General features: G+C 63.2%; 18 protein-coding genes. 10 read left to right on the top strand and 8 right to left on the bottom strand.

Translation table 11 applies throughout. The annotated features are described in order from the left end of the window. Positions 1-237 precede the first annotated feature (237 nt). The 3 genes from ASD99_RS10425 to ASD99_RS10415 are packed head-to-tail and all read left to right on the top strand — an operon-like array spanning position 238 to position 3979. On the top strand, positions 238-1854 hold the full coding sequence (locus tag ASD99_RS10425) for a GMC family oxidoreductase (RefSeq protein ID WP_057143497.1): 1617 nt from the start codon (positions 238-240) through the stop codon (positions 1852-1854). After that, positions 1851-3065 carry a mandelate racemase/muconate lactonizing enzyme family protein gene (locus ASD99_RS10420; RefSeq protein WP_057143496.1) on the top strand — a complete coding sequence of 405 codons (1215 nt, stop codon included), beginning with the start codon at positions 1851-1853 and terminating at the stop codon, positions 3063-3065. The genes ASD99_RS10425 and ASD99_RS10420 overlap by 4 nt, the downstream gene beginning before the upstream one ends. Continuing rightward, the gene (locus ASD99_RS10415) at positions 3062-3979 is read left to right on the top strand and encodes an NAD(P)-dependent oxidoreductase (protein ID WP_057143495.1); all 918 of its coding nucleotides are present in this window, start codon (positions 3062-3064) and stop codon (positions 3977-3979) included. Before ASD99_RS10420 ends, ASD99_RS10415 begins: the two co-directional genes overlap by 4 nt. A gap of 79 nt (positions 3980-4058) precedes the next feature. Here ASD99_RS10415 and ASD99_RS10410 read toward each other — a convergent pair whose 3' ends face one another. Next, positions 4059-4997, bottom strand: coding sequence for a diacylglycerol/lipid kinase family protein (locus ASD99_RS10410; protein ID WP_057143494.1), 939 nt, complete (start codon positions 4995-4997; stop codon positions 4059-4061). 865 nt (positions 4998-5862) lie between these two features. Between ASD99_RS10410 and ASD99_RS10405 the strand changes: the two genes are divergently transcribed. The 3 genes from ASD99_RS10405 (at position 5863) to ASD99_RS10395 (ending at position 8145) form a co-directional block, all read left to right on the top strand. Continuing rightward, positions 5863-6297, top strand: a complete 435-nt coding sequence (locus tag ASD99_RS10405; RefSeq protein WP_057143493.1) for a DUF4383 domain-containing protein — start codon at positions 5863-5865, stop codon at positions 6295-6297. Positions 6298-6303: 6 nt separating this feature from the next. After that, positions 6304-7434 (top strand): hypothetical protein, encoded by a 1131-nt coding sequence (locus tag ASD99_RS10400; RefSeq protein ID WP_056595527.1) that lies wholly within the window; start codon positions 6304-6306, stop codon positions 7432-7434. 189 nt (positions 7435-7623) lie between these two features. Beyond that, positions 7624-8145, top strand: coding sequence for a hypothetical protein (locus tag ASD99_RS10395; protein WP_057143492.1), 522 nt, complete (start codon positions 7624-7626; stop codon positions 8143-8145). A gap of 72 nt (positions 8146-8217) precedes the next feature. Here the strand turns inward: ASD99_RS10395 and ASD99_RS10390 are convergent, their stop codons facing one another. The 4 genes from ASD99_RS10390 to ASD99_RS10375 form a co-directional block, all read right to left on the bottom strand. Further along, complete coding sequence (locus ASD99_RS10390) at positions 8218-8748, bottom strand: dihydrofolate reductase family protein (RefSeq protein ID WP_057143491.1); 531 nt, start codon at positions 8746-8748, stop codon at positions 8218-8220. Positions 8749-8852: 104 nt separating this feature from the next. Beyond that, positions 8853-9476, bottom strand: coding sequence for a hypothetical protein (locus ASD99_RS10385; protein WP_057143490.1), 624 nt, complete (start codon positions 9474-9476; stop codon positions 8853-8855). Between the two features lie 18 nt (positions 9477-9494). Continuing rightward, positions 9495-11117: an FAD-binding oxidoreductase gene (locus ASD99_RS10380; protein ID WP_057143489.1), complete on the bottom strand. Its 1623-nt coding sequence runs from the start codon at positions 11115-11117 to the stop codon at positions 9495-9497. Positions 11118-11351: 234 nt separating this feature from the next. Continuing rightward, the gene (locus ASD99_RS10375) at positions 11352-11594 is read right to left on the bottom strand and encodes a DUF1344 domain-containing protein (RefSeq protein WP_056595542.1); all 243 of its coding nucleotides are present in this window, start codon (positions 11592-11594) and stop codon (positions 11352-11354) included. Between the two features lie 439 nt (positions 11595-12033). Here ASD99_RS10375 and ASD99_RS10370 point away from each other — a divergent pair, with 439 nt between their 5' ends. Next, the gene (locus tag ASD99_RS10370; protein WP_057143517.1) at positions 12034-12525 is read left to right on the top strand and encodes a YegJ family protein; all 492 of its coding nucleotides are present in this window, start codon (positions 12034-12036) and stop codon (positions 12523-12525) included. 13 nt (positions 12526-12538) lie between these two features. On the opposite strand, the gene ASD99_RS10365 is transcribed toward ASD99_RS10370, so the two are convergent. Continuing rightward, positions 12539-13507, bottom strand: coding sequence for a DUF3137 domain-containing protein (locus ASD99_RS10365; RefSeq protein WP_056595548.1), 969 nt, complete (start codon positions 13505-13507; stop codon positions 12539-12541). A gap of 65 nt (positions 13508-13572) precedes the next feature. Next, positions 13573-14631 carry a CapA family protein gene (locus ASD99_RS10360; RefSeq protein ID WP_057143488.1) on the bottom strand — a complete coding sequence of 353 codons (1059 nt, stop codon included), beginning with the start codon at positions 14629-14631 and terminating at the stop codon, positions 13573-13575. 107 nt (positions 14632-14738) lie between these two features. Here ASD99_RS10360 and ASD99_RS10355 point away from each other — a divergent pair, with 107 nt between their 5' ends. After that, positions 14739-15995, top strand: coding sequence for a hypothetical protein (locus ASD99_RS10355; protein WP_057143487.1), 1257 nt, complete (start codon positions 14739-14741; stop codon positions 15993-15995). 64 nt (positions 15996-16059) lie between these two features. Here the strand turns inward: ASD99_RS10355 and ASD99_RS33870 are convergent, their stop codons facing one another. After that, positions 16060-16233 (bottom strand): hypothetical protein, encoded by a 174-nt coding sequence (locus tag ASD99_RS33870; protein WP_156398683.1) that lies wholly within the window; start codon positions 16231-16233, stop codon positions 16060-16062. A gap of 183 nt (positions 16234-16416) precedes the next feature. Between ASD99_RS33870 and ASD99_RS10350 the strand changes: the two genes are divergently transcribed. After that, positions 16417-18018, top strand: a complete 1602-nt coding sequence (locus tag ASD99_RS10350) for a DUF2778 domain-containing protein (RefSeq protein ID WP_057143486.1) — start codon at positions 16417-16419, stop codon at positions 18016-18018. 128 nt (positions 18019-18146) lie between these two features. After that, positions 18147-21314, top strand: a complete 3168-nt coding sequence (uvrB, locus tag ASD99_RS10345) for an excinuclease ABC subunit UvrB (protein ID WP_057143485.1) — start codon at positions 18147-18149, stop codon at positions 21312-21314. Positions 21315-21646: the final 332 nt, after the last annotated feature.

The raw sequence follows: 21646 nt of genomic DNA, 5'->3' as shown, positions 1-21646 counted from the left end.
ATTCCGAAAAGTTGCAGACTTTTCGGAAAAAATCATGCGCCAAATAATGCCATCGCATAAGCTGTCGAGCCGGTACATATCAAGCGCGATTGTTGGGAATCCCCGCAAACCCGACCAGTTCGACAGTCGCTTTTTTCACAACTGATGCCGGATGGCGCGGCGACGCGGTCAACCCGTGGCGTCTAGGCTGCGGCCAGATTTCCGCGCCGCCCAAACCAATCATGCAGACCATCCATCATGCAGACCTATGACTTCATCATCGTCGGCTCCGGCTCGGCCGGCTCGGTCCTGGCGGAAAAACTGTCGGCCTCGGGGCGCTTCTCGGTGTTGGTGCTGGAGGCCGGCGGCACCGACCGCCGCTTCTACGTGCAGATGCCGCTCGGCTACGGCAAGACCTTCTTCGATGCTGATGTCAACTGGAACTACAAGGCCGAGCCGGACCCTGGCCTCGCCGGCAATGCCGACCACTGGCCGCGCGGCAAGCTGCTCGGCGGTTCGAGTTCGATCAACGCCATGGTCTGGATCAGGGGCGCCCGCGAGGATTTCGATGCCTGGGCGGCCGCCGGCAATCCCGGCTGGGGCTATGACGACCTCTTGCCCGCCTTCAAGGCGCTCGAGGACAATCAGGCCGGTGCTGACACATGGCGCGGCACGGGCGGCCCGCTGCATGTCACCGACTGTTCGGACGCCGTCCATCCGCTGACCAGGCGCTATCTCGCCGCCGGCCAGCAGGCCGGCCTGCCGCTCAACCCGGATTTCAATGGTGCCGCCCAGGAAGGCGTCGGCATCTACCAGATCTCGACCCGCAATGGCCGCCGCATGTCGGCGGCGCGCGCCTTTCTGCGCCCGGCAATGAAGCGCGCCAATGTCCGCGTCGAGATGAAGGCGCTGGCGACCCGTGTCCTGTTCGAGGGCAAACGCGCCGTCGGCGTCGAATATCTGCAGAACGGCGAGACGAAGACGGTGCGCGCCGGCCGCGAAATCATCCTGTCGGGCGGTTCGGTCAACTCGCCGCAATTGCTGCAGCTGTCCGGCGTCGGGCCGACCGCTCTGCTCAAAGGCCTGGGCATTCCCGTCCTCCATGCCAACGAAAATGTCGGCGCGCATCTGCAGGACCATGTCGGCATCAACTACACCTTCAAGGGCCGGCTGCCGACACTCAACCAGACGCTGCGCCCCTGGTGGGGCAAGCTGCTGGTCGGCATGCAATACATCCTGACCCGCTCCGGCCCGCTGTCGCTGTCGATGAACAATGCCGGCGGCTTCTTCCGCACCGACCCGGCGGCGACGCGGCCCAACATGCAGCTTTATTTCCAGGCCTTCTCGACTGTCATTCCCAAGAGCGGCGAGCGCCCGATCCTGACGCCGGATCCATGGCCGGGCTTTTCCATCGGCCTGTCCAATTGCCGTCCGTCGAGCCGTGGCGAGATCATGATCCGCTCCAGCAACCCGCGCGACTACCCCAAAATTGTCGCCAACGCCTACTCCACCAATGCCGATGTCGAGGAGATGCTGGCGGCGGTGAAGTTCGTGCGCAAGATCGCCTCGATGCCCGCCATGGCCGAGATCATCGAGGAAGAGGTTTTGCCTGGTCCTTCAATCACTTCGGACGCCGATCTGATCCAGGATTTCCGGAAACGCTCCGGCACCGTCTATCACCCGGTCTCGACCTGCCGCATGGGCCCCGATCCTTCACACGCCGTCGTCGACCCACGTCTCAAGGTGCACGGCATCGACGGCTTGCGCGTCATCGACGCCTCGATCTTTCCCGACAACATCACCGGCAACACCAACGCCGCCTCGATCATGACCGGTTGGAAGGGCGCCGAACTGGTTCTGGAGGACCAAAAATGAAGATTACCGACGTCAAGACCTGGGTTGTCGGCAACCCGCCGCCCGGCATCGGCGGCAAGTATTTCATCTTCGTCAAACTGACCACCGATGGCGGCGTCGTCGGTTATGGCGAGGCCTACAACGCCACCTTCTCCGCCCATGTCACGGCGAAGATGGTCGAGGACATGGCCGAGCGCTATCTCGTCGGCCGCGATCCGCACGACATCGAGAACTTTTTCCGCCGCGCCTATTCGTCCGGCTTCACCCAGCGCCCGGATGTGTCCGGCATGGGCTGCTTCTCGGCGCTGGAAATGGCCTGCTGGGACATCATCGGCAAGGAGGCCAACAAGCCGGTCTACAAACTGCTCGGCGGCCAGGTGCACGAAACGCTGCGCTCCTACACCTATCTCTATCCGCACACCGGCAGCGTCCATTCCGAGGACGCGCCCGATGGCAAGAACGTCTACAACGACCCCGATCTCGCCGCCGCCTGTGCGCTCGAATATGTCGAACAGGGTTTCAATGCCGTCAAGCTCGACCCGGCCGGCCCCTATACCGCCTTCGACGGCCATCAGCCGCGCCTCGTCGACATCGATGTCTCCACCCGCATGATCAAGGCGATCCGCGAGGCGGTCGGCACCCGCGCCGACATCCTGTTTGGCACGCACGGCCAGTTCACCGCGTCCGGCGCGCTGCGCATGGCGCGCGCCATCGAGCCCTATGATCCCTTGTGGTTCGAGGAGCCGGTACCGCCTGACATGCCCGAAGTGATGGCGCAGGTCGCCCGCGGCACCTCGATCCCGATCGCCACCGGCGAGCGGCTGACGACCAAGTTCGAATTCGCCCGCGTCATCGAAAACCGCGCCGCGACCATCCTGCAGCCGGACCTCGGTCGCTCCGGCGGCATCCTCGAGACCAAGAAGATCGCCGCCATGGCCGAGGCCTACCACATCCAGATCGCCCCGCATTGCTATTGCGGGCCGATCGTCGGCGCCGCCAACATCCAGCTGGCGGTGACCCTGCCCAACTTCCTCATCCTGGAATCGCTGAAGCAGTGGGACGGTTTTCACGCCACGCTGCTGAAGAAGAAGATCGAGTGGCAGGACGGCAACGTCATCCCGTCGAAGGAGCCCGGCCTCGGCGTCGAACTCAACGAAGCGGTCTGCGACGCGCACCCCTATACCGGCAAGGACCTGCATCTGCAGATGATGCAGACGCCGTTGATGCCGTGAGCGAGAGCTACGCCTTCATCGGCCTTGGTCATCTCGGCGGCAACCTTGCCGCCAGCCTGATCCGCAACGGCTTTGCCGTCACCGTCTTCGACCGTGACCCCACGGCCGTCGAGCGCCTCGTGGCGCTCGGCGCCACCGCAGCAAGCAGCCCCGCCGACGCGGCGGCACGGGCCGGCAACGCCATCTCTTGCCTGCCGTCGCCGAAGGTCAGCGAAGCCGTGCTGGCCGGCCCCGGTGGCTTGCTCGAAGGCCTCCCCAAGGGCGGCACCTGGATCGAGATGTCGACCAATGGCCGCGACGAGATTCTTCGCCTCGCCGCGCTCGCCTCGGCCAAGGGCGTCGAGACATTGGAATGCCCGGTCACCGGTGGCGTGCATCTGGCGGCGGCCGGAAAGATCACCGCGCTGGTCGGCGGCGATCCAGCGCTCTACGCGCGCCATCGTCCGGCGATCGAAGCGATGTGCGCAAAGTCGTTCCTGATGGGACCGGTCGGCTCGGCGGCGGTGATCAAGGTGATCACCAACATGCTCGCCTTCATCCATCTCGTCGCCGCCGGCGAAGCGCTGATGCTGGCCAGGCGAGGCGGGCTTGACCTGGCCCAAGCCTATCACGCCATCGTTGCCTCCTCTGGCAACAGCTTCGTCCACGAGACCGAAAGCCAGCTCATTCTCAACGGCTCCTACGACATCGGCTTCACCATGGACCTGGCGCTGAAGGACCTCTGCTTCGCGCTTGCCATGGGCAAGGATTTCGGCGTGCCACTCAGCCTGGCATCTCATGTCAAAGCGATTTTCGAGGTGGGCAAGCAGGAATATGGCGGCAGCGCCTGGTCGACCCAGATCGTCAAATTGCTGGAAGATACCGTCGGTACCGACCTGCGCGCGCCCGGTTTTCCGGCCAAGCTCGAACTCTGATGCTGGCTGGATATCAAGCGATTTCAAGATGTTGGATGGATTGGCGGACCCATCTGAATCAATCTGTCAACGGCTTGAATCAATATCTGAGCGTCAGTGCGCCAGGCAGGATATCGAAGGTAGCCGGTATGCGCCCCGGCGACTCGCCATCTATGTCGACCTGCGCGCCGTTCTTCTCGATATCGCCGAGCGGTTCGACCACAACTTTCCTGCCGCGCAGGATAGTGATCGCCGGATGGTTGCGGTGCCGGCCGCCATAGAGCAGGCGGATGTCCCAGATCAGCTTCAGCTTGCCGGCCGCGCGCAGGATGACGATGTCGAACTGCCCGTCGGTGAGTTCGGCATCCGGCGCGATCATCATACCGCCGCCGAAGAATTTTCCATTGGCCACCGCCACCAGCGCCATGCGCGCTTCGACCGGAGTGCCGTCATCGACGGTGATCCTGACGTCCTGGAAGCGGTAGCGGATGAACTCGACCACGGTGCGCAACAGGAACAGCGCCTTGGCCGACATCCTGCCCTTGCGCTTGTCGGCATTGACGGCGCGGTCGGTGGCGCCGGAAAGCCCCAGGCTGGCGATGTTGATGAAGTGCCGGCTGGCCAGCGCGCCGTGATCGTCGATGTAGCAGATGCGCCCGGCATCGACCTTGCGCCCCTTGGCCTTAGCGATCCGCTTCAGCACCGCGTCCACCTCCTTCGGCAGGCCAAGCCCGCGCGCGAAATCGATGCCGGTGCCGCACGGCAACAGGCCGAGTTCGGTGGTCCGGCCGCTCTCCTGGAATGCTTGCAGCAGCCCATCGGCCACTTCGCTGGCGGTGCCGTCACCGCCGGCCGCGATCACCAAATCGAAGCCGCTCACCGCGAGATCGATTGCCAGCCTTTCGGCGTCGCCTTCGGCCTGCGTCTCGCGCAGTTCGAATTCGCCGAAATGCTTCTTCAGCGACGCGGCGACCTCAGGCCAATGCCGTTTGAGCCGGCCGCCACCGGCAATCGGATTGAGAACCACCCCGACTTTCAAGCACACCCTCCCGCAAGGACATCGAAACGCTCAGCACCTCGAATCCTTTGCCGGCATTGAAGCCCGCACCGGCCGACAGGGCAAGGGCCGAATGTCCGCCGATGCCGCCCCTCATGACGGATACGAAAATCCCGCTATTCCCAATTGATCCCCGATAATCCCGTTATCCACAGGCCCATGGCCATTCCCTGCGACCCTTACCCGGCGTACGTTAAACCCATCTCAGGCGGCTACCGATCGCCCAGCCGAAAGGCGAAGTGAAAGGCGGATTTCCTGAGGCCCGTACGGCCCGGATCGAGAGCAGGCTTGCCTGGTTGAGGGACGGATGCCGAGACCTACGGGGCCGCGGAAAGCGTGCCAACGCCGACGGCGGACCGATGCTGCCATGAAGGACGGCAAAAACCTTCGATGGTGCGCAGGGCAAAGCTCGCAAGGCTGGAGACCGGCGTGGTCCCGAACGGACGCTGCTTTCGGGTGGCGGACTGGCAGGACCGTCAAAATCAAGGCCGGCAAGGCGCGACGACTTTACGGAAGTTGCTGCCGCGACCGTGTCCTGATCTGACAGGGAGGCGCTGGGAGAAATCCCGGCGCCGACTGTCTTTTCCCCCTCGATGCCCTTTGCGGCGATCTTGCGAGCGCCGCTTCACCGCGCGCTAAAATCGGTTAGTATCGCCTGGTCAGAGCCCGTTTGAAAACGCGCTCTGCCGAGTCGGATGGCGTGGTTTTCGAGAACCGAAGCGCAGCGGACCTTTGGGTCCGTGAGCTCAGTTCTACTGCGACGCAGTAGAACGGGAAGCGCGGAAAACCGCGTCAGGCGCCCGGCGGAGTAGCGTTTGCAAATGGGCTCGTAGAAGGGGGATACTTCATGACGCTCATCCAGAAGCTTGCCGTTGCCTATGCCTTCCTGTTCTTCGGTGTCGTCGCCATCGGCTACATACCGGCGTTCAACGATGCCGACGGCAATCTGTTCGGCCTGTTCTCGCTGCAATGGTATGACGACCTGCTTCACGCCTTCTCCGGCGTCTGGGCGCTGGCCGCCGCCTTCATCTCGCACCGCCAGGCAGTGTTCTATTTCAAGCTGTTCGGTTCGGTCTACCTGTTCGACGGCGTGCTCGGGCTGATCACCGGGTCCGGCTGCCTCGATGCCGGCATCTTCATCAACGGCTTCCGCTCCCTCAACGATATCGAATTCCCGGCCCGCTTCTTCGCCAACCTGCCGCACATCGTCATTGGCGGCTTCGCCGTCTATGTCGGCTTCTGGCTGGCCAAGCGCGTACACGACCACTTCGCCACGGCCTGATCGGCCATGTTCCTGTTCCGCTGGCTGAAGCGCATCATCAAGACGATCCTGTGGCTGATCGTCATCGTCATCCTCATCCCGATCGTCGGGCTGAGTTACGGCTTCCTGACGACGTCGTCGCTCGACAAGACCCCGTTGCCCGGCATTGCCGACGGCGCCCCGCCCAAGGCGCTGGCCGACAAGGTCCGCGCCGAGATCCCCGGCTACCAGCGGCCGGAGGAATCGACCTTCCTCACCTATCCGGAATGGGCAATCGTCTACGCCGCGCGCGAATATGCCGGCTTCGTCGACAAGGACCAGCCGAGCGGGTTTCCCTACTGGTCCTATGTCGGCCGCTTCTGGCAGGACTACGCCATGGTGATCCGCGCCAGCTCTCCCTACAAGTTCAACTACGCCAACCACCAGATGCTGGTCATCATCGGCACCAGCCACTCGATCGAGCATATCCTGCAATGGGCCTATGAGAACACGGTCGGCCGCATCACCGAGGCGACATCGGCCAAGCGCACCGCCGCCGACAACTATCAGGCCAAGGTGGCGGCCGACTATGCCGCGTTCCTCAACCAGGTGCCCTGGTACCAGTTCCCCTATGCCGAAAAGCGCGCCGGCCTGTTTGCCGTGCAACCGGCGCCGGGTGACAGTTCCGTCCGCACCAGCGAACGCAAGCTCGCCTTCGGCCTCGCCGACACCATCAAGCAGGGCTATGCCGACCTGATCAAAAAGGCACTCGCCGCCACGGCGGACCCGGCCTTCCTCGACATCCATGTCTGGGCCAAGGGGCCGGTCGGCGAAGCCACGCGCAACGAGCCCGACACCTTGCTCGAACGCGACCTGGGAACCGACGGCACCATCTTCGTCACCAAGCGCTATCAGGTGTTCACCGAAATGATCCCGCGCCTGATCGACAAGGGCGTCTCCTTCGTCGAGATCGGCGGCAATGACGAGATCATGGTCACCGTGCTCTCGACCGACACGATCGCCGTCCCCGAAGGCATGCGCATCCTGTTCAGCTATCCGCTCCCGGCTGAGCCTGCCACGCGCCGCACCGGACTGACTGTTGCCGTGCGCAAGCTGCATCTCGTGCTGCCGGCGTTGATCAAGGCAGGCGCCAGGCTCGAACACGTTTATGACTATTGAGGCCTTTCGGCCACGTCTTGCAAAGATCGGCCGTCTCGAGCGCTCCGCCACGCTCATTCCACAATCGCGGCCAAATCCCGCCTTGTTCGCGCGCGATGGAGTGTTGCCGTCACCCAAAAGCGGCAACCGGTTTGGGGCACCGACATGCCCCTGAATGGGCTGCCGGGGGCATTTCGAAGGGACGAGACCGTGATCAAAACCGCCCTTGTCGCCATGACCATCGTCGGGTGCGACTGCGACGCCAAGCTTTGCGAATATATCGGCGAGACACCGGCCAAGTGGTCGACCGTCGCCGAATGCGAAGCGGCGATGAAAGGCCAGATGCTGCACGAGCGCAATTTCAGCTATCCGCTCGTCTCCGGCATCTGCCGCACGAAGGGCTCGTCGTCCTCCTCGCGGCTGGCCACGACCGCGTCGCGCCCGGAATTAAAGCCCGCCAGCCGCGTTGTCAGGGCCGAAAGCCCTTTGCCTCCTGAATTGAGCCACCGGCCGAGCGTCTCGGTGGGTTCGCCAACGACGGCCATGGAAGCCGACGCCGCCCGGCCCGTCGCCTATGAACAAGTGGTCGATGGCGGAACCGGCGTGCTCTATCGCACGAAAAACGGCTACGCCGTGGTCAAGACCGATCTTGGCCGCGCCGCCTCGGCAACCGCCGACGCCGCGAAACGCTCCGTGAACTGGCTGGCCGGACTGGTGCAGAAGGGGCTGTAGTCCCGCCGGTGTCTCGGGTCACGACCGCAACATGTCAGCGCGGCATCCTCTCGTCGCACCGGGTGTCCGTGATTAGGCCGGAACATAGGTCAACCTGATCACGTCATCGCCAATCAGATCGCTTGCCACGAAGCGAAGCCGCGGACGGGGGCCGGCGAAGAATGGCTTGCCATGACCAAGCACGACCGGATGGAGGTAGAGTTGGTACGCATCGATAAGACCAAGGTCGGTCAGGCTTCGTGCCAGGTTTGGTCCAGAAACTGAAATCTCCCCAACGAGTTCAGCCTTCAGCCGACGTATCACCGCCTCGACGTCATCCTCGACAAGTGTGGCGTTGGGGCCGACTGACTTCAGCGAGCGCGACACAACCCACTTCGGCTGGCTCCGCCACGCCGCCGCGAACTCGTGCCCCTCCGCGCTCCACTCAGGACTGTCTTCGTCCCAATAACGCATGACCTCATACATACCGCGACCATACACGCTGCCGGCCAAGTCGCGCACTTGCTCTATCCAGTGACGAAAGATTGTCGGGCCTGACGGCATTTTCTGGTGGTCGACATAGCCGTCGAGGGACTGGTTCATTCTGAAAATGAGCTTCGCCATACTGCAGGATCTCCAACCCAGGGTCGTCAGAATAACTTGGGCCGCCGTTACGCAAAAGTGTGGACCCCCAGCCGAAATCCAAACTGAGACACGGCCCTGGTCTCCTACAGCTTGACCTTCAGGCTCTGCCAGAACTTGTCGATCAGCGGCTCTTCGGCCGCCTTGTCCTCGCCGGCAATGCGGGTGATGAACAGCAGCCCCTGATCGGCAAGGCCGAAGCCGACGATCTCGAAATAGGCGGTGTCGGTGCGTGTCTTCACTTGGGCGCGGATGCCGGTCAATTCCTTGCCGTCGGCAAGTTTGCGCGTCGTCGGCTCTTGCGTCAGCGTGGCGCCGGCCTGCACCGATTCCTTGGTCATCTCCTGCAGCATCAGCTGGTTGAGCGACACCGGATTCATCTTGCCATATTCCTGCACGACGACGATCGTGCCCAGCGCCGACGCCATCAGATACTGCGTGATGTTCTCGCCAAGATCGGTCTTGGTCACCGAAATATTGCTCGGATGGACGAAGGAGAAAACGCTACCGGAAAAGGTGGCGAAGTCGTTACGCTCGAGCGTCACCTTGCTGTGCTTGCCGCCGGGCAGCGTCACGTTTGTGCTTTCGCCGGGATCGATATCGACCGTCACGCCGTCGATGGTCAGCTTGAAGGCCTTGAGATCCTCGGCCCCGGCCGGTCCAGCGCACAGCGCGATAAGGGTGAGTGCCGCCGCTGATACCATCCGCATGGGTTGTTCTCCTGCTTTTTATGCCACCCCGCTCAGCACCTTGATGGCACGGTAGAAGGTCGAGGAAAACAGTTCCGTAGGGTCATATTGCCGCTTTGCCGCCAGGAAGGCTGGCAACTCGGGATAGGAGGCCAGCAACTCCTTGGCCGTATAATGCAGCTGATAGGGCAGGAAGAACCGGCCGCCATGCTTGATCGCCACGTCGATCAGCGCCCGGGTCAGCGCCCGCATCCTGGCATTGCCGTCGGCATCGGTCGGCTGGTTGATGTAGAGCACCAGCGAATAGGCCGGCTCCGGCGCGTAGGTCAGCGCCACATCCTCCTTGTGGACGATGCGCACCGAAGCGTTGAGCACCGGCAGGTCTTGATTGCGAAGGATCTCACGGGCTTCCACAATGAATGGATTATAGGCGGAGCGTGGAATAAAATATTCGTGCAGGATGTCGGTCTCTTCCATCTGATCGTTGAAGAGATAGGGCACCGAATCGTGCATCGGGTTGTTGCGGGTGACGAGGCAGGCCTCGCCCTCGGCCATGGCTGAGGTGCGCGCCACCGTGCAGCTTTCGAATTTCGGCTCCAGCGTCTTTTCGGTGAACCATTTCAGCTCCTGGAACAGACTGCCCCATTTCGCCAGGTTGATGATCACACGCTTCAGCCCCACCGAACCCGGTTCGCCAATTGCCGGCTGGTCGGCCGGCGGCTGATCGGCCACCTTGTCATAGCGGTAGACGATCATGTCCTCGAGGAAATTGCCCGGCGCCGTCGACAGATGGCCGTAGAACAGGCCGATCTCCTTGTTCGGCTCCAGCACCTCGGCGAAGAATTTCGGAAAATCGTCCGATTTGATGATTTCGCGCGAGGTGCGGTAGACGGCGTTGTCGACGATATCGAGCGTCGCCTCCAGCACCACGCCGAACAGGCCGTAGCCGCCGACGACGTGGCGGAACAGCTCGGTGTTCTCGGTGGGCGAGCAGGTCGTCACCGACCCATCGGCCAGCATCACCCGCATCGAGCGGATCGAGCCGGCAACCGAGCCCGCCTGATGGTCCATGCCATGCGCATTGACCGACAGCGAGCCGCCGACCGAGAAGATGTCGGTCGACTGCATCGCCTTCACCGCGAAGCGCGGATGAAGCATGTTCTGGATGTCGTGCCAGCGCGCGCCTGGCTGCAGCGTCATGGTCTTCGCCGCAGCGTCGACCGTCACCTTGTTGAACTTCCTGAGGTCGAGCACCAGCGCGTTGTCGTCGAAAGCGTGCCCGCCCATCGAATGGCGGATGGCGGCCAGCGAAACTTTCAGGCCGTTGCCGCGCGCGAAGGCCAGCGCCTTGGCGATGTGCTCTTCCTCGCCGATCTCGACGACGCCATAGACCGGCGTCTTCGACACGCCGCTGGCATCGTTGATGTCGCCGCCTTTTGCCGACCAGGGCAGCGAAGGATCGAAGGTAGGCGCATTCTCCAGTGGCTTCAGTGGTAGCGCGATGCCGTCGATATCGGCAATCCGGCCGGCGTTCTTTGGTCCCGAAGGTCCTCGCGCCAGCCGCGCCACCGTGGTGCCGCCCCACAGCACCGCGCCGCCGACGACAGCCGCACCCAGCAGCAATCGCCGCGACAGGCGAAACCCTTTTTGCTCGTCAGCCATGAATATCCCCCGTTGGCCAAGGGATAGCGCGGCGGTTTGGCAAAAACCATAGCGATGCTGCCGGGACAGGGTTCCACCAACCGTCCCACGGATGTCCAGCCGGGAGACCTCATCCAACTCGACCGGCATGGAGGGGCGAAGCATGAAAATGGCCGGTCCCCAAGGGACCGGCCAGGAGTGGAACAGGGTCTGAAAGTTCGGTCAGCAGGTCCGCTGACGCACGACGCTGATGCCCTACGAGGCCTTCTTGATCGACGTCACGATGCCGGTCTTGTCATCGACAGTCACCGCCACCTTGGCGCCCACCTTCAGTTTCCCGATCGTCGCTTCCGGCGACAGCTGGTAGATCTTGCCGTCGTCGAGGGTGATCGACTTGGTTGTCGGGTCGACGGCCTGGATGGTGCCCTGAACGGTCGCGGCATAAGCGGTGCCGACGAAGGCGAGCAGAGCGGCTGTGGTTGCGAGGGTCTTCTTCATGGGTAGCACTCCGTGCTGTTTCACTTTTCCGGACCGCCTTGGGAAACGACAGCACCGGACGGCCTGAAACTGGAACGGAAAGCGCCCGCTGAGCAAATCACGTTGGGTGTATTTTCGCAAACAATATCATAGGCTTAATTCCGACACATTGCTTGCTGCCGACATCATTTCCGGCCGCTTCGGCTCCCCCGATGAGCGCACTTCTGTCCGCGAAAGAGTCGTTTAGCCGGATTGTGGCGGGCGGGTTCGATCACGGCACAGCCGTGGCAATCCGTCTCGGGCGGCATCACGAAACAGACTGCCGACCGGTCACCGATACACACTTTGTTTCATGGATCAGCTCAACTCGCCACTCCGAAGTGGGTTGAAACTCGCGCTCCGGTTGCAAATCGGGAACGGATGCAGGATGGTGCGCCATTACGATGAAGGGGGGCCTTCCATGAATCTTGCAGTCCGGACCATGATGCCCCTGATGCTGGCGCTTGCTCCGGGATCGGCCAGCCCACAAGGCGCGGGTCCGGGCGACGACAAAACGGTTATCTTTACTCCCGACGATCCAGAGATGGCGGCGACGGCGCAGGCGCTCGCCAGCCTGGACGACTTCCTGGCCTTGTCCGAGGCTCCTCCCTCCGACACAGACAGGTTCAAATTGAAGGTCAAGGTGCGGGACGGGAACGTCATCGAACACTTCTGGGTCATACCGTTCCGCCGCACCGAGACCGGATTTGTCGGCATATTGGCGAACCAGCCGGAGGGAGTGCACAACGTCGTCCTCGGCCAAAACGTAGAATTCACCAGGGACGATATTTCCGACTGGGGATACACACGCGCCGGGCGTCAGGTCGGCAGCTTCACCGTCTGCGTCATGTTCGACAAAATGTCGAAAGAGGAGGCGGACTGTATGCGCGACAAATACGGCTTCGACTGCTGACGGCTCGGTCCGATTAACCCTCCTCGTCCTTCGCGCCGATCTTTCGCACCAGCGCTGCCGTCGCCAGCATAGCGCCCATGTCTGATATCATCGGCGCGACATGCGTGGTGTAGTCGAGCGGCACCGAAATATCCGGCAGCTCGAAGAAGTTCTTCGTCTGCGGCAGCAGCAGGAATCCGTCGCTGCCGTTGAGCGCGACGCGGGCCGGGTCGTCCGGCCAGGTTTCGCCAAGCCATTTCAGCGCCTGCGCCAGGCGGCCTGTCACCAGCGGTCGCGCCACCTCGGCGTTGTCGGTGCGGAATTCATAGGCGGCGTCGAGTTCGGGCACACCGGACGACAAGTCCTGCATCTTGCTGGCGAACATGCCCCGGAAGAAGCCGACGACCGCATTGGTCCGGCGCGTTGCCACCAATACTCCCGGGAACGGCTCGATCGCTTCGAACGCGACGATGACACCCTTGAAGGTTGTCGATGAATCCTTGCCCGACCCTACTCGCATTTCTGCTTCGTAGATCTCGAACGGAAACTCTTCGTAGCGGCCCGAAACGACATCGTCGAACGACTGCCGGTTGAAGGCGCCGACCGCCTCGCGCGGCAGCCGGTCGAAAGAGTTCGGCCTCCCTCCATGCTGGTAACGCATATCCGCGATGAAGCCGAAGATGATCGGCAGCAGCGTCTCGCGGAACGATTGCTGCAGCCGCGTCGCCGGTTTCCTGGCCTGGAAGTAGAGCACGCTCGAAGCCACCAAGCCGATGCCATAGAGAGACAGATGTGGCGTCGAGACCCATTGCTCGTTGGGGTCGGCGACCTTGTTGAACAGCCAGGCGACCAGCACCACGGCCACCAGCACCAGGCCGACGAACAGCGGCACCCGCCAGCGCACCTGCCGGACCGCCGAGGCCCTTGCCGCCTCATAGGCCTCGATGTCTTTCCGGATGCCGGCGATGTCAGCCTCTCCAGGCATGAAATCCGCTGTTTCCATCGCCACCCCCGCAAGCCCGCCCCTGCCGTGGCATGATAGTCGGTTTTGCAGGAGCCGCCAGACGATTAAGCGGTGACGCCCTCTTCGCTTGAAGAGGAAGGAAAGACCGCCCTCAGCCGAGCTTCGACCTTGCCGCGCATTTGCCCAACCAGCGCCGCCACCGGCAGCAGCCGCTCGTGGTCGCCGGCGCGCAGCCGCATGAAGGGATGCAGCCGGTAAGACGAAATGGCGCCCCGCGAGCCGGCACCGGTACTGACATCGACAACGAGGATGCCGCCAACGCGGCCCGGCCATGGCTGGCGAGCAAAGGCGGTGCCGAGGAAATCGCCAAGCCCATAAGCGACGATCGTCCTGCCGATCTTTTCCATCGGCTGCACGACATGGGCGTGATGGCCGGCGATCAGCCCGACGCCCTGCCCGGCCAGCCGCCTGGCCAGCACCCGCGTCTCGGCGCGCGGAAAATGCCGGAACTCCCAGTCCCAATGCGGCACGGCGCAAAGAAGATCGACACCATCGCGCGGCCAGTGCGCCGGATCGCTGTCCATCGATACACGCCCGGCGAACAGGCTTTCATCGGCGTTGCGCCACAGCGTGAAGGCGGCAAAGCCGATATCAAGCGGTCCGACCCGGACAGGCACCACCGGACCGTTGGCGGCCAGGCCGACCGTGCGGATGCCAAGCCGCTGCAGCGCCGCGACCGTCTCGTCAAAACCGGCGACGCCCTGGTCGAGCACATGGTTGTTGGCCAGCGAGAGCACGAGCTTTTCGCGCGCAATGCCGACCGCCGTCAGCGCCCCGGCCAGGAACCGTTCGCTCATCGCATGATGCGTGCCGAGCGTCGTCCCCAGCATCGCGCTTGGTCTGCCCACAACAGGACTTTCGCAATTGCCGATCACCAGATCGGCGGCGCCGAGCAGCGCCTTGATCGCCGGATCGCAGTCCGGCGCGCTGCGGTTGGCCACCGCCGAGATGTCGCCGACGAAGGCAAGCCGCACCGCTCGCTTCGGCGGCGGATCCATCAGCGTTCCCGCCATCGGCGCGAAGTCTCGTGCGCCGCCGGCGAGCGACGGCTTCGCAAAACGCGGCAGCCAGGACAGCTTGTAGGAAAACGGATAGTTCGACACGCGGCGCCCAATTGTTTGCCCTGTGTAGACCGTCCGCGGGGCCGGTTGAAGCGCGACGCCGCAAATGGTGTATATTTGCTCTGCGCGACAAATATTGGGGGGAAGAGATGACACGACTGGCAGGCCTGCTGACATCCGCTTTCATGCTGATTGTGCCGCTGTCTTCTGCGTCGGCGGCAATGCCCGAAGCGGCAACCGCACTGTTCGAGGCCAAGACCGTGGCTGCGCGCGACACCGCTCTCTCGACGCTGGAGGCCGCCGCGCCCAAGGACCCGGTATCAGCCTATGCCGCCGGCGCCGGCGAGTTCTTCACCGCATTGGAGATCCTGGCCAGCGGCCTGCATCGCCATGGCTTCGAAAGCCCGCAATCCTTCATGCTGCCATTGATGCGGCTGCCGGTACCCGACAATCCCAATCCCGAGCCGCTGACCTATGAGCAGTTCCGCGCCATCCTGGTCGCCTTCCGCGACCGGCTGGAAAAATCCGCCGCCACGTTTGCGTCGGTGCCGGCAAACGCCGATATCGGCATGGTCATCGACCTCACCCGTACCGGCATCGACCTCAACGAGGACGGCACCATCACGCCTGATGAAAGCATGGCGGCGATCATCGCCTCGTTGTCGCGCGGCGGCATCTCGTCGGACGGCGTCACCCCCGCACTGACATTCCGCTTCGACCGCGCCGACGGTTTCTGGCTGCAGGGCTATGCCGAATTCCTTATGGCGCAGGCCGATTTCTGGCTGGCGCATGATTTCAGGAGCACCTTCGACGGCTCGTTCCACATGCTGTTCCCGCGCGCCAAGCTGCCGTTGCAGGATATTCTCGTGCCGCCGGCCGGCGACATGGGCAGCAGCATCTTCTCGTCGGAGTGGCGCATCGCTGATTTCATCTCGATGGTGCATCTCGTCAACTGGCCGGTGGTCGAGCCGGAGCGCCGGCAAGCAGCGCGCCGCCATCTGCTGGAAATGATCCGGCTGTCACGCGAAGACTGGAAGGCGATCCGCGCCGAGACTGATAATGACCGCGAATGGCTGCCGGCACCGCAGCAGAAGGGCGAGAACCCGCTCACCGGCCTCGAAGTCGGCGAAGAGCAGGTCCAAGCCTGGCTCGCCGCCCTGAGCATGGCCGAGGATCTCCTGGAGGGCCGCAAGCTGCTGCCGCATTTCCGCATCACCGGCCTAGGCATCAACATGAAGCGTTTCTTCGACGACCCAAAAAACTTCGACCTGGTGCTGTCGATCACCGGCCCGGCCATCGCGCCCTATCTCGAAAGCGGCACGATCCTGACCAGCGACGATTTCGACCAAATCCAGCGTGAGTTCGGCGGTGGCGGGTTTCTGACTTTTGCGCTTTGGTTCAACTGAGCGGCCGCCCGGGCTAAGAAATTGCGGCAGGCAGCCGACAGTTTTGCCGGTGACAGGCGCCTTTTTAGGCAATTCCTGCTGGCAATCGCTTCGCCGCATCTATCGCGGGAAGGCGCTGCGTAAAAAAATCGCAGGGGCCGTTCGCTTGACTTGGCCGACAAAAACGGGCAGCAAAACAGGCTTGGAAGGGCAGCAACACCACTTCCTTGGTCGTGGAGAAGCCATTTTTGGCAAGCATCCACATCTCGTCGTTGGTTTTGAGAGGGATTGATTAACCAACTTTGTCCATATTTTGAAGCAATCGGCAACCAACGACAGGCGCGGCAAACGCGTCGGGGACCACCTGGGATCACTCGCAGAATGGTCGTCGCGGCTCACAAGGCCACGTACGGGGAAAACCGATTGGAGCGAGATTGGTTGCATGGCGTTGTCGAGTAAGCAAAAAATAATCCGGGAACAGCGTGAAGGCGGCGAGTTCGTCGATGAACCGCGTTCCTCTTCCTTCAATGCTGGCCGGGTCGTTAGCTGGATCGCATTGCCTTGCGCCAGCACCGCCATCGGCCTTTGGCTGATCGGCACCATGGCTGGCCTCAGTTCCGTCGGCGCCTCGCTTTCGGCGACATCGGGTGGCCTGCCGCAGACGCTGTCGATGTCGGGATCGCTCACCCTTGCCGACCCGCTGAAACAGCATTTCTTGAAAGCGCCCTTCGTGCTGGCCAATGCCCATGGCGGCGTGCAGGCGCTGCATGACCATGCGGTGCAATGCGGCGCGAGCTGCTTCAAACTGGCTGAGGTGACCCCTCTGGCGGAGAAATCCGCGCGCCTTGTGGCGCAGGCAAAGCCCGTACCCACCGCTGCAAAGTCGAAATCGCAGGAACGCTTCGAACGCATGGAAGCGTCGCTGTCGCCGATGAAGCTCGCTGCTGTCTTCGCAAGTGCCGGCAAGCCTGCCCTGGCAGCCAACACACCCGCACTTCCGGTCATTTCCAGCGTCGCACCGCAAGTTACCAAGGCGTCGCTGGTGCCATCCGTCCAGGTCATGGCCAGCCTGTCGGATGACATGCCGGCTCCGGCGGCGGAACGCTTCGCTCGGCTGGATACCGGCTCAGTGGTCGTGCAGACCGCGCCGGCCCCGTCGGGCTTTGCCCAGTCGGACGCAAGGACGCCAGACAATTCGCAGCTGGCACTGGCTCTCGTCCAGTCACTGCCGGTCGACGACGAGGCGTTCGCCTCGCCGTTGCCGATCGAGGAATCGCCGGCTGACGTCGCGGTTTCGCCTGTCGAAACCCAGCAAGACCAACCCGGCGATGCCGCCTCGCTGCCGGACGCGTTGACCGACGATGTGCCGTTGCCGACCCGCCGCCCGCAGTTCGACGCGCCGCAGCAGCCCAAAATCGTGCAGCAGCAGTCCAAGCCCATCCAGCAGCCGAAGCCGGCGCGCGAGACCGTTCAGCAGGCCCAGTCGGCAAAACCGGGGCGTCAGGGCCGGCCGGCCGATGGCGGCGACGTGCTGGCCTATGCCAAGCCGGACACGCCTTCGGGCGGCCTTGGCAAGGCATTCAGGAACCTGTTCAATTCGCCAGGGTCCAGGAGCGGCGCGAGCAATGGCGTCGCCGTCTACGACATCAGCAGCGCGACCGTCTACATGCCTGACGGCTCGAGGCTCGAGGCGCATTCGGGCATCGGCGCCATGGCTGACCAGCCGCGCTATGCCGACCAGAAGAACCGCGGACCGACGCCGCCCAACACTTACAATCTGTCGATGCGCGAGTCGCGCTTTCACGGAGTGGAGGCCTTGCGCCTGACACCGGTCGATGGTCGCAACAAATACAATCGCGACGGCCTGCTGGCCCATACCTACCTGCTTAGGGGCCGCTATGCCCAGTCGAGCGGCTGCGTCGCCTTCAAGGACTATGCGCGCTTCCTCGCCGCCTTCAAGAAGGGCAAAATCAAGCGCCTCGTCGTGGTGCCGCGCCTGAACGGGTCGCCGACGCAGGTCGCTTCAGCAGCCAGGGGCGTGTAGTCACAAGAGGCTTTCGGCCGCACCTTCCCGCCTGCTCCTGACAGCCTTCTGTCAGGAGCAGCATCCGGCGAGGCGCCTCACCTCATCCCACTCTTTCCATTTTGGCCAGGAAATCCCATATTCGGGACATGGCCAAATCTCCCGATAAGAAAACGCCGCCGACGGCGAATGACGACCGCGCCGCGCCGAAGCGGCGCAGCCCGCTGACCGATTTCCTCGACGCCTCGGAGCCGCTGCACAGAGGCGGCTTCGCCGAGATGCCGCAGCCGGAGCTCTCGGGCACGCCGCTGACCGGTTCGATCGCGGATTGGGCCGAGCAGATCGAGCAGGAAGCCGAAAAGGAAGGACGTCTTGTCGGCAAGGGCGACGGCGGCAAATCGCCGAAGCCGTCGAAGAAGATACCCGAGCGCTCAAGCTCGCCGGGGCGCAGTTCGCGCGGCACCTCGATGGGTGGCGCGGCAACGGCCAGGGAACGTACGGCAGCGGGCCTCAATCCGGTCGCCGGTCTCGACATCTCGCTGGAAGACGCCGAGACCATGGCCTCGGGCAGCGTCACCGCGACGGTGGCCGCCCTGTCGGCGCTGATCGAATCCGGCAACCCGCTGCACAAGGACGGCGTGCTGTGGACGCCGCACCGCCCTGCCCGCCCGGAAAAATCCGAAGGCGGCATTACCATCAAGATGGTGTCGGATTTCGAACCGGCCGGCGACCAGCCAACCGCGATCAAGGATCTGGTCGAAGGCGTCGACAACAACGACCGCACCCAGGTGCTGCTCGGCGTCACCGGCTCCGGAAAAACCTTCACCATGGCCAAGGTGATCGAGGAGACGCAGCGCCCCGCTTTGATCCTGGCGCCGAACAAGACGCTGGCGGCACAGCTCTATTCCGAGTTCAAGAAATTCTTCCCGGAAAACGCCGTCGAGTATTTCGTCTCCTATTACGACTATTACCAGCCGGAAGCCTACGTTCCGCGCACCGACACCTTCATCGAGAAGGAATCCTCGATCAACGAACAGATCGACCGCATGCGCCATTCGGCGACGCGTTCGCTGCTCGAGCGCGACGACGTCATCATCGTCGCCTCGGTGTCCTGCATCTACGGTATCGGCTCGGTCGAGACCTATACGGCGATGACCTTCCAGATGCAGATCGGCGACCGGCTCGACCAGCGCGCCCTGCTCGCCGATCTCGTCGCCCAGCAATACAAACGCCAGGACATCAACTTCGTCCGCGGCTCGTTTCGCGTGCGCGGCGACACGATCGAGATCTTCCCGGCCCACTTGGAAGATCGCGCGTGGCGCATTTCGATGTTCGGCGACGAGATCGAGCAGATCACCGAGTTCGATCCGCTGACCGGCCAGAAGACCGGCGAGCTGAAAAGCGTCAAGATCTACGCCAACTCGCACTATGTGACGCCGCGCCCGACCCTCAACCAGGCGATCAAGTCGATCAAGGAAGAGCTCAAGCACCGGCTGGTGGAGCTGGAACGGGCCGGCCGCCTGCTCGAAGCACAACGGCTGGAGCAGCGCACCCGTTTCGACCTGGAGATGCTGGAAGCCACCGGATCCTGCGCCGGCATCGAGAACTATTCGCGCTATCTCACCGGCCGCCAGCCGGGCGATCCGCCGCCGACGCTGTTCGAGTACATTCCCGACAATGCGCTGGTCTTCATCGACGAAAGCCACGTCACCGTGCCGCAGATCGGCGGCATGTATCGCGGCGACTTTCGCCGCAAGGCGACGCTGGCCGAATACGGCTTCCGTCTGCCGTCCTGCATGGACAACCGGCCGCTGCGCTTCGAGGAATGGGACGCCATGCGTCCGCTTTCCGTTGCGGTCTCGGCGACACCAGGCGGCTGGGAAATGGAACAGGCCGGCGGCGTCTTCGCCGAGCAGGTCATCCGCCCGACCGGGCTGATCGATCCGCCGGTCGAGGTGCGCCCGGCCAAGAACCAGGTCGACGATGTCGTCGGCGAGATCCGCGACACCACCAAGGCCGGCTACCGCACGCTCGTCACCGTTCTGACCAAGCGCATGGCCGAGGACCTGACCGAATATCTGCACGAGCAAGGCATCCGCGTCCGCTACATGCACTCCGACATCGACACGCTGGAGCGCATCGAAATCCTGCGCGATTTGCGGCTTGGCGCCTTCGATGTACTGGTCGGCATCAACCTGCTGCGTGAAGGCCTCGACATTCCCGAATGCGGCTTCGTCGCCATTCTCGATGCCGACAAGGAAGGCTTTCTGCGCTCGGAAACCTCGCTGATCCAGACCATCGGCCGCGCCGCCCGCAACGTCGATGGCAAGGTCATCCTCTATGCCGACCAGGTCACCGGCTCGATGGAGCGGGCGATGGCCGAAACCAACCGACGCCGCGAAAAGCAGGTGGAGTGGAACGAGGCCAACGGCATCACCCCGGAATCGGTCAAGTCGCGCATCTCCGACATTCTGGATTCGGTCTACGAGAAGGACCATGTCCGCGCCGACATCTCGCAGTTCACCGACAGCGCCGGCGCCATGATGGGCAACAATCTGAAGGCCCATCTCGACGCCATGGACAAGCAGATGCGCGACGCCGCCGCCAATCTCGATTTCGAGAAGGCCGCCCGCATTCGCGACGAGATCAAGCGGCTGCGCGAGATGGAACTGTCCATCTCCGAAGACCCGCTGGCCAAATATGCCGACATGGAAAGCCCTGTCTCGGGCCGCGAAAAGGGCAAGCACAACAAGGGCGTGGCCAAACATCGCACATCAGAGGAACAGGAGCGTTTCCGCAAGCTCGACGAGGCACGTGCCGCCGAAGCGACAGCCCGGCCCAACCTCTTCCGCAAGCCTGATCTCGACCAGATGGGCGCCGATGGCGCCGTGCCGGTGAAGAAGCCGCTGTTTTCCAAGCCGTCGCTCGACGCCATGGGCCCGGGCACCGACATGCCGACGCCGGCCGGCGCGGTGTCACGCTCGCTGTTCAAGAAGCAGTCGGCCGAAGAGGCGCACGGCTCCGATTTCGGCATTCCGGGCGAGCCGGTCAAGCCACTGTTCAAGAAGAACTCGCTGGATGAAATGACCGTGAGGCGCACGGAAAAGCCGGTCGAGGGAAAAGTGCCAACAAAGCCCCAGCCGATCTCCCCCCCAGTGGGGGAGATGCCCGGCAGGGCAGAGGGCGGCGCGAAGGAACGCGACGATTCCGCCAAGCCGATCGTCCGCCAGCGCGCCGGCATCGGCTCCTACGAGGATCCAGGCGACGCCCGCCGCGAAAAGCGCCGGCCCGGCAAGACGGGACGGCCGGGGAAGTAGGTTCAAATTATTAGAAACGCTGGCGGGACAGCGCCCCCCTCTATCCCGCCGGGCATCTCCCCCACGACGAGGGGGGAGATCAACAGCTTCAGCGCTCCGCTCACTTTGGCGCCGTCCCCTTGCCATCAGCCCGGCCTTTGGTGTAACCAGACACCACACTCGAACGTCTCGAAAGGAGGGCTCACGTGTTTGCGTTTCATCGTCACCATCGTCAGCGTGGCCCGATTTCTGCCCTGCGAGCTTGCTTGCAGGGCTGATCAGGGACGGTCCGGGTTTTTCCCGCTTCGATTTTTTGGTCTGCCCTTCGTGGTGCGCAACGCCGAGCCTGATGG

Origin of the sequence: Mesorhizobium sp. Root695 (genome assembly GCF_001428185.1) — a bacterium.
GTDB lineage: Bacteria > Pseudomonadota > Alphaproteobacteria > Rhizobiales > Rhizobiaceae > Mesorhizobium.
Note: the sequence above shows the minus strand (reverse complement) of the source record. Positions and strands in the feature narration are given on the sequence as shown.

Excerpts from the sequence above, each read along its gene's own strand:
- ASD99_RS10365 (WP_056595548.1), bottom strand. The coding sequence starts at position 13,507 with ATGGAAACAGCGGATTTCATGCCTGGAGAGGCTGACATCGCCGGCATC.
- ASD99_RS10375 (WP_056595542.1), bottom strand. The coding sequence starts at position 11,594 with ATGAAGAAGACCCTCGCAACCACAGCCGCTCTGCTCGCCTTCGTCGGC.
- ASD99_RS10420 (WP_057143496.1), top strand. The coding sequence starts at position 1,851 with ATGAAGATTACCGACGTCAAGACCTGGGTTGTCGGCAACCCGCCGCCC.
- ASD99_RS10390 (WP_057143491.1), bottom strand. The coding sequence starts at position 8,748 with ATGGCGAAGCTCATTTTCAGAATGAACCAGTCCCTCGACGGCTATGTC.
- ASD99_RS10405 (WP_057143493.1), top strand. The coding sequence starts at position 5,863 with ATGACGCTCATCCAGAAGCTTGCCGTTGCCTATGCCTTCCTGTTCTTC.
- ASD99_RS10380 (WP_057143489.1), bottom strand. The coding sequence starts at position 11,117 with ATGGCTGACGAGCAAAAAGGGTTTCGCCTGTCGCGGCGATTGCTGCTG.
- ASD99_RS10350 (WP_057143486.1), top strand. The coding sequence starts at position 16,417 with ATGGCGTTGTCGAGTAAGCAAAAAATAATCCGGGAACAGCGTGAAGGC.
- ASD99_RS10400 (WP_056595527.1), top strand. The coding sequence starts at position 6,304 with ATGTTCCTGTTCCGCTGGCTGAAGCGCATCATCAAGACGATCCTGTGG.
- ASD99_RS10425 (WP_057143497.1), top strand. The coding sequence starts at position 238 with ATGCAGACCTATGACTTCATCATCGTCGGCTCCGGCTCGGCCGGCTCG.
- ASD99_RS33870 (WP_156398683.1), bottom strand. The coding sequence starts at position 16,233 with ATGCTTGCCAAAAATGGCTTCTCCACGACCAAGGAAGTGGTGTTGCTG.
- ASD99_RS10385 (WP_057143490.1), bottom strand. The coding sequence starts at position 9,476 with ATGCGGATGGTATCAGCGGCGGCACTCACCCTTATCGCGCTGTGCGCT.
- ASD99_RS10370 (WP_057143517.1), top strand. The coding sequence starts at position 12,034 with ATGAATCTTGCAGTCCGGACCATGATGCCCCTGATGCTGGCGCTTGCT.
- uvrB (WP_057143485.1), top strand. The coding sequence starts at position 18,147 with ATGGCCAAATCTCCCGATAAGAAAACGCCGCCGACGGCGAATGACGAC.
- ASD99_RS10355 (WP_057143487.1), top strand. The coding sequence starts at position 14,739 with ATGACACGACTGGCAGGCCTGCTGACATCCGCTTTCATGCTGATTGTG.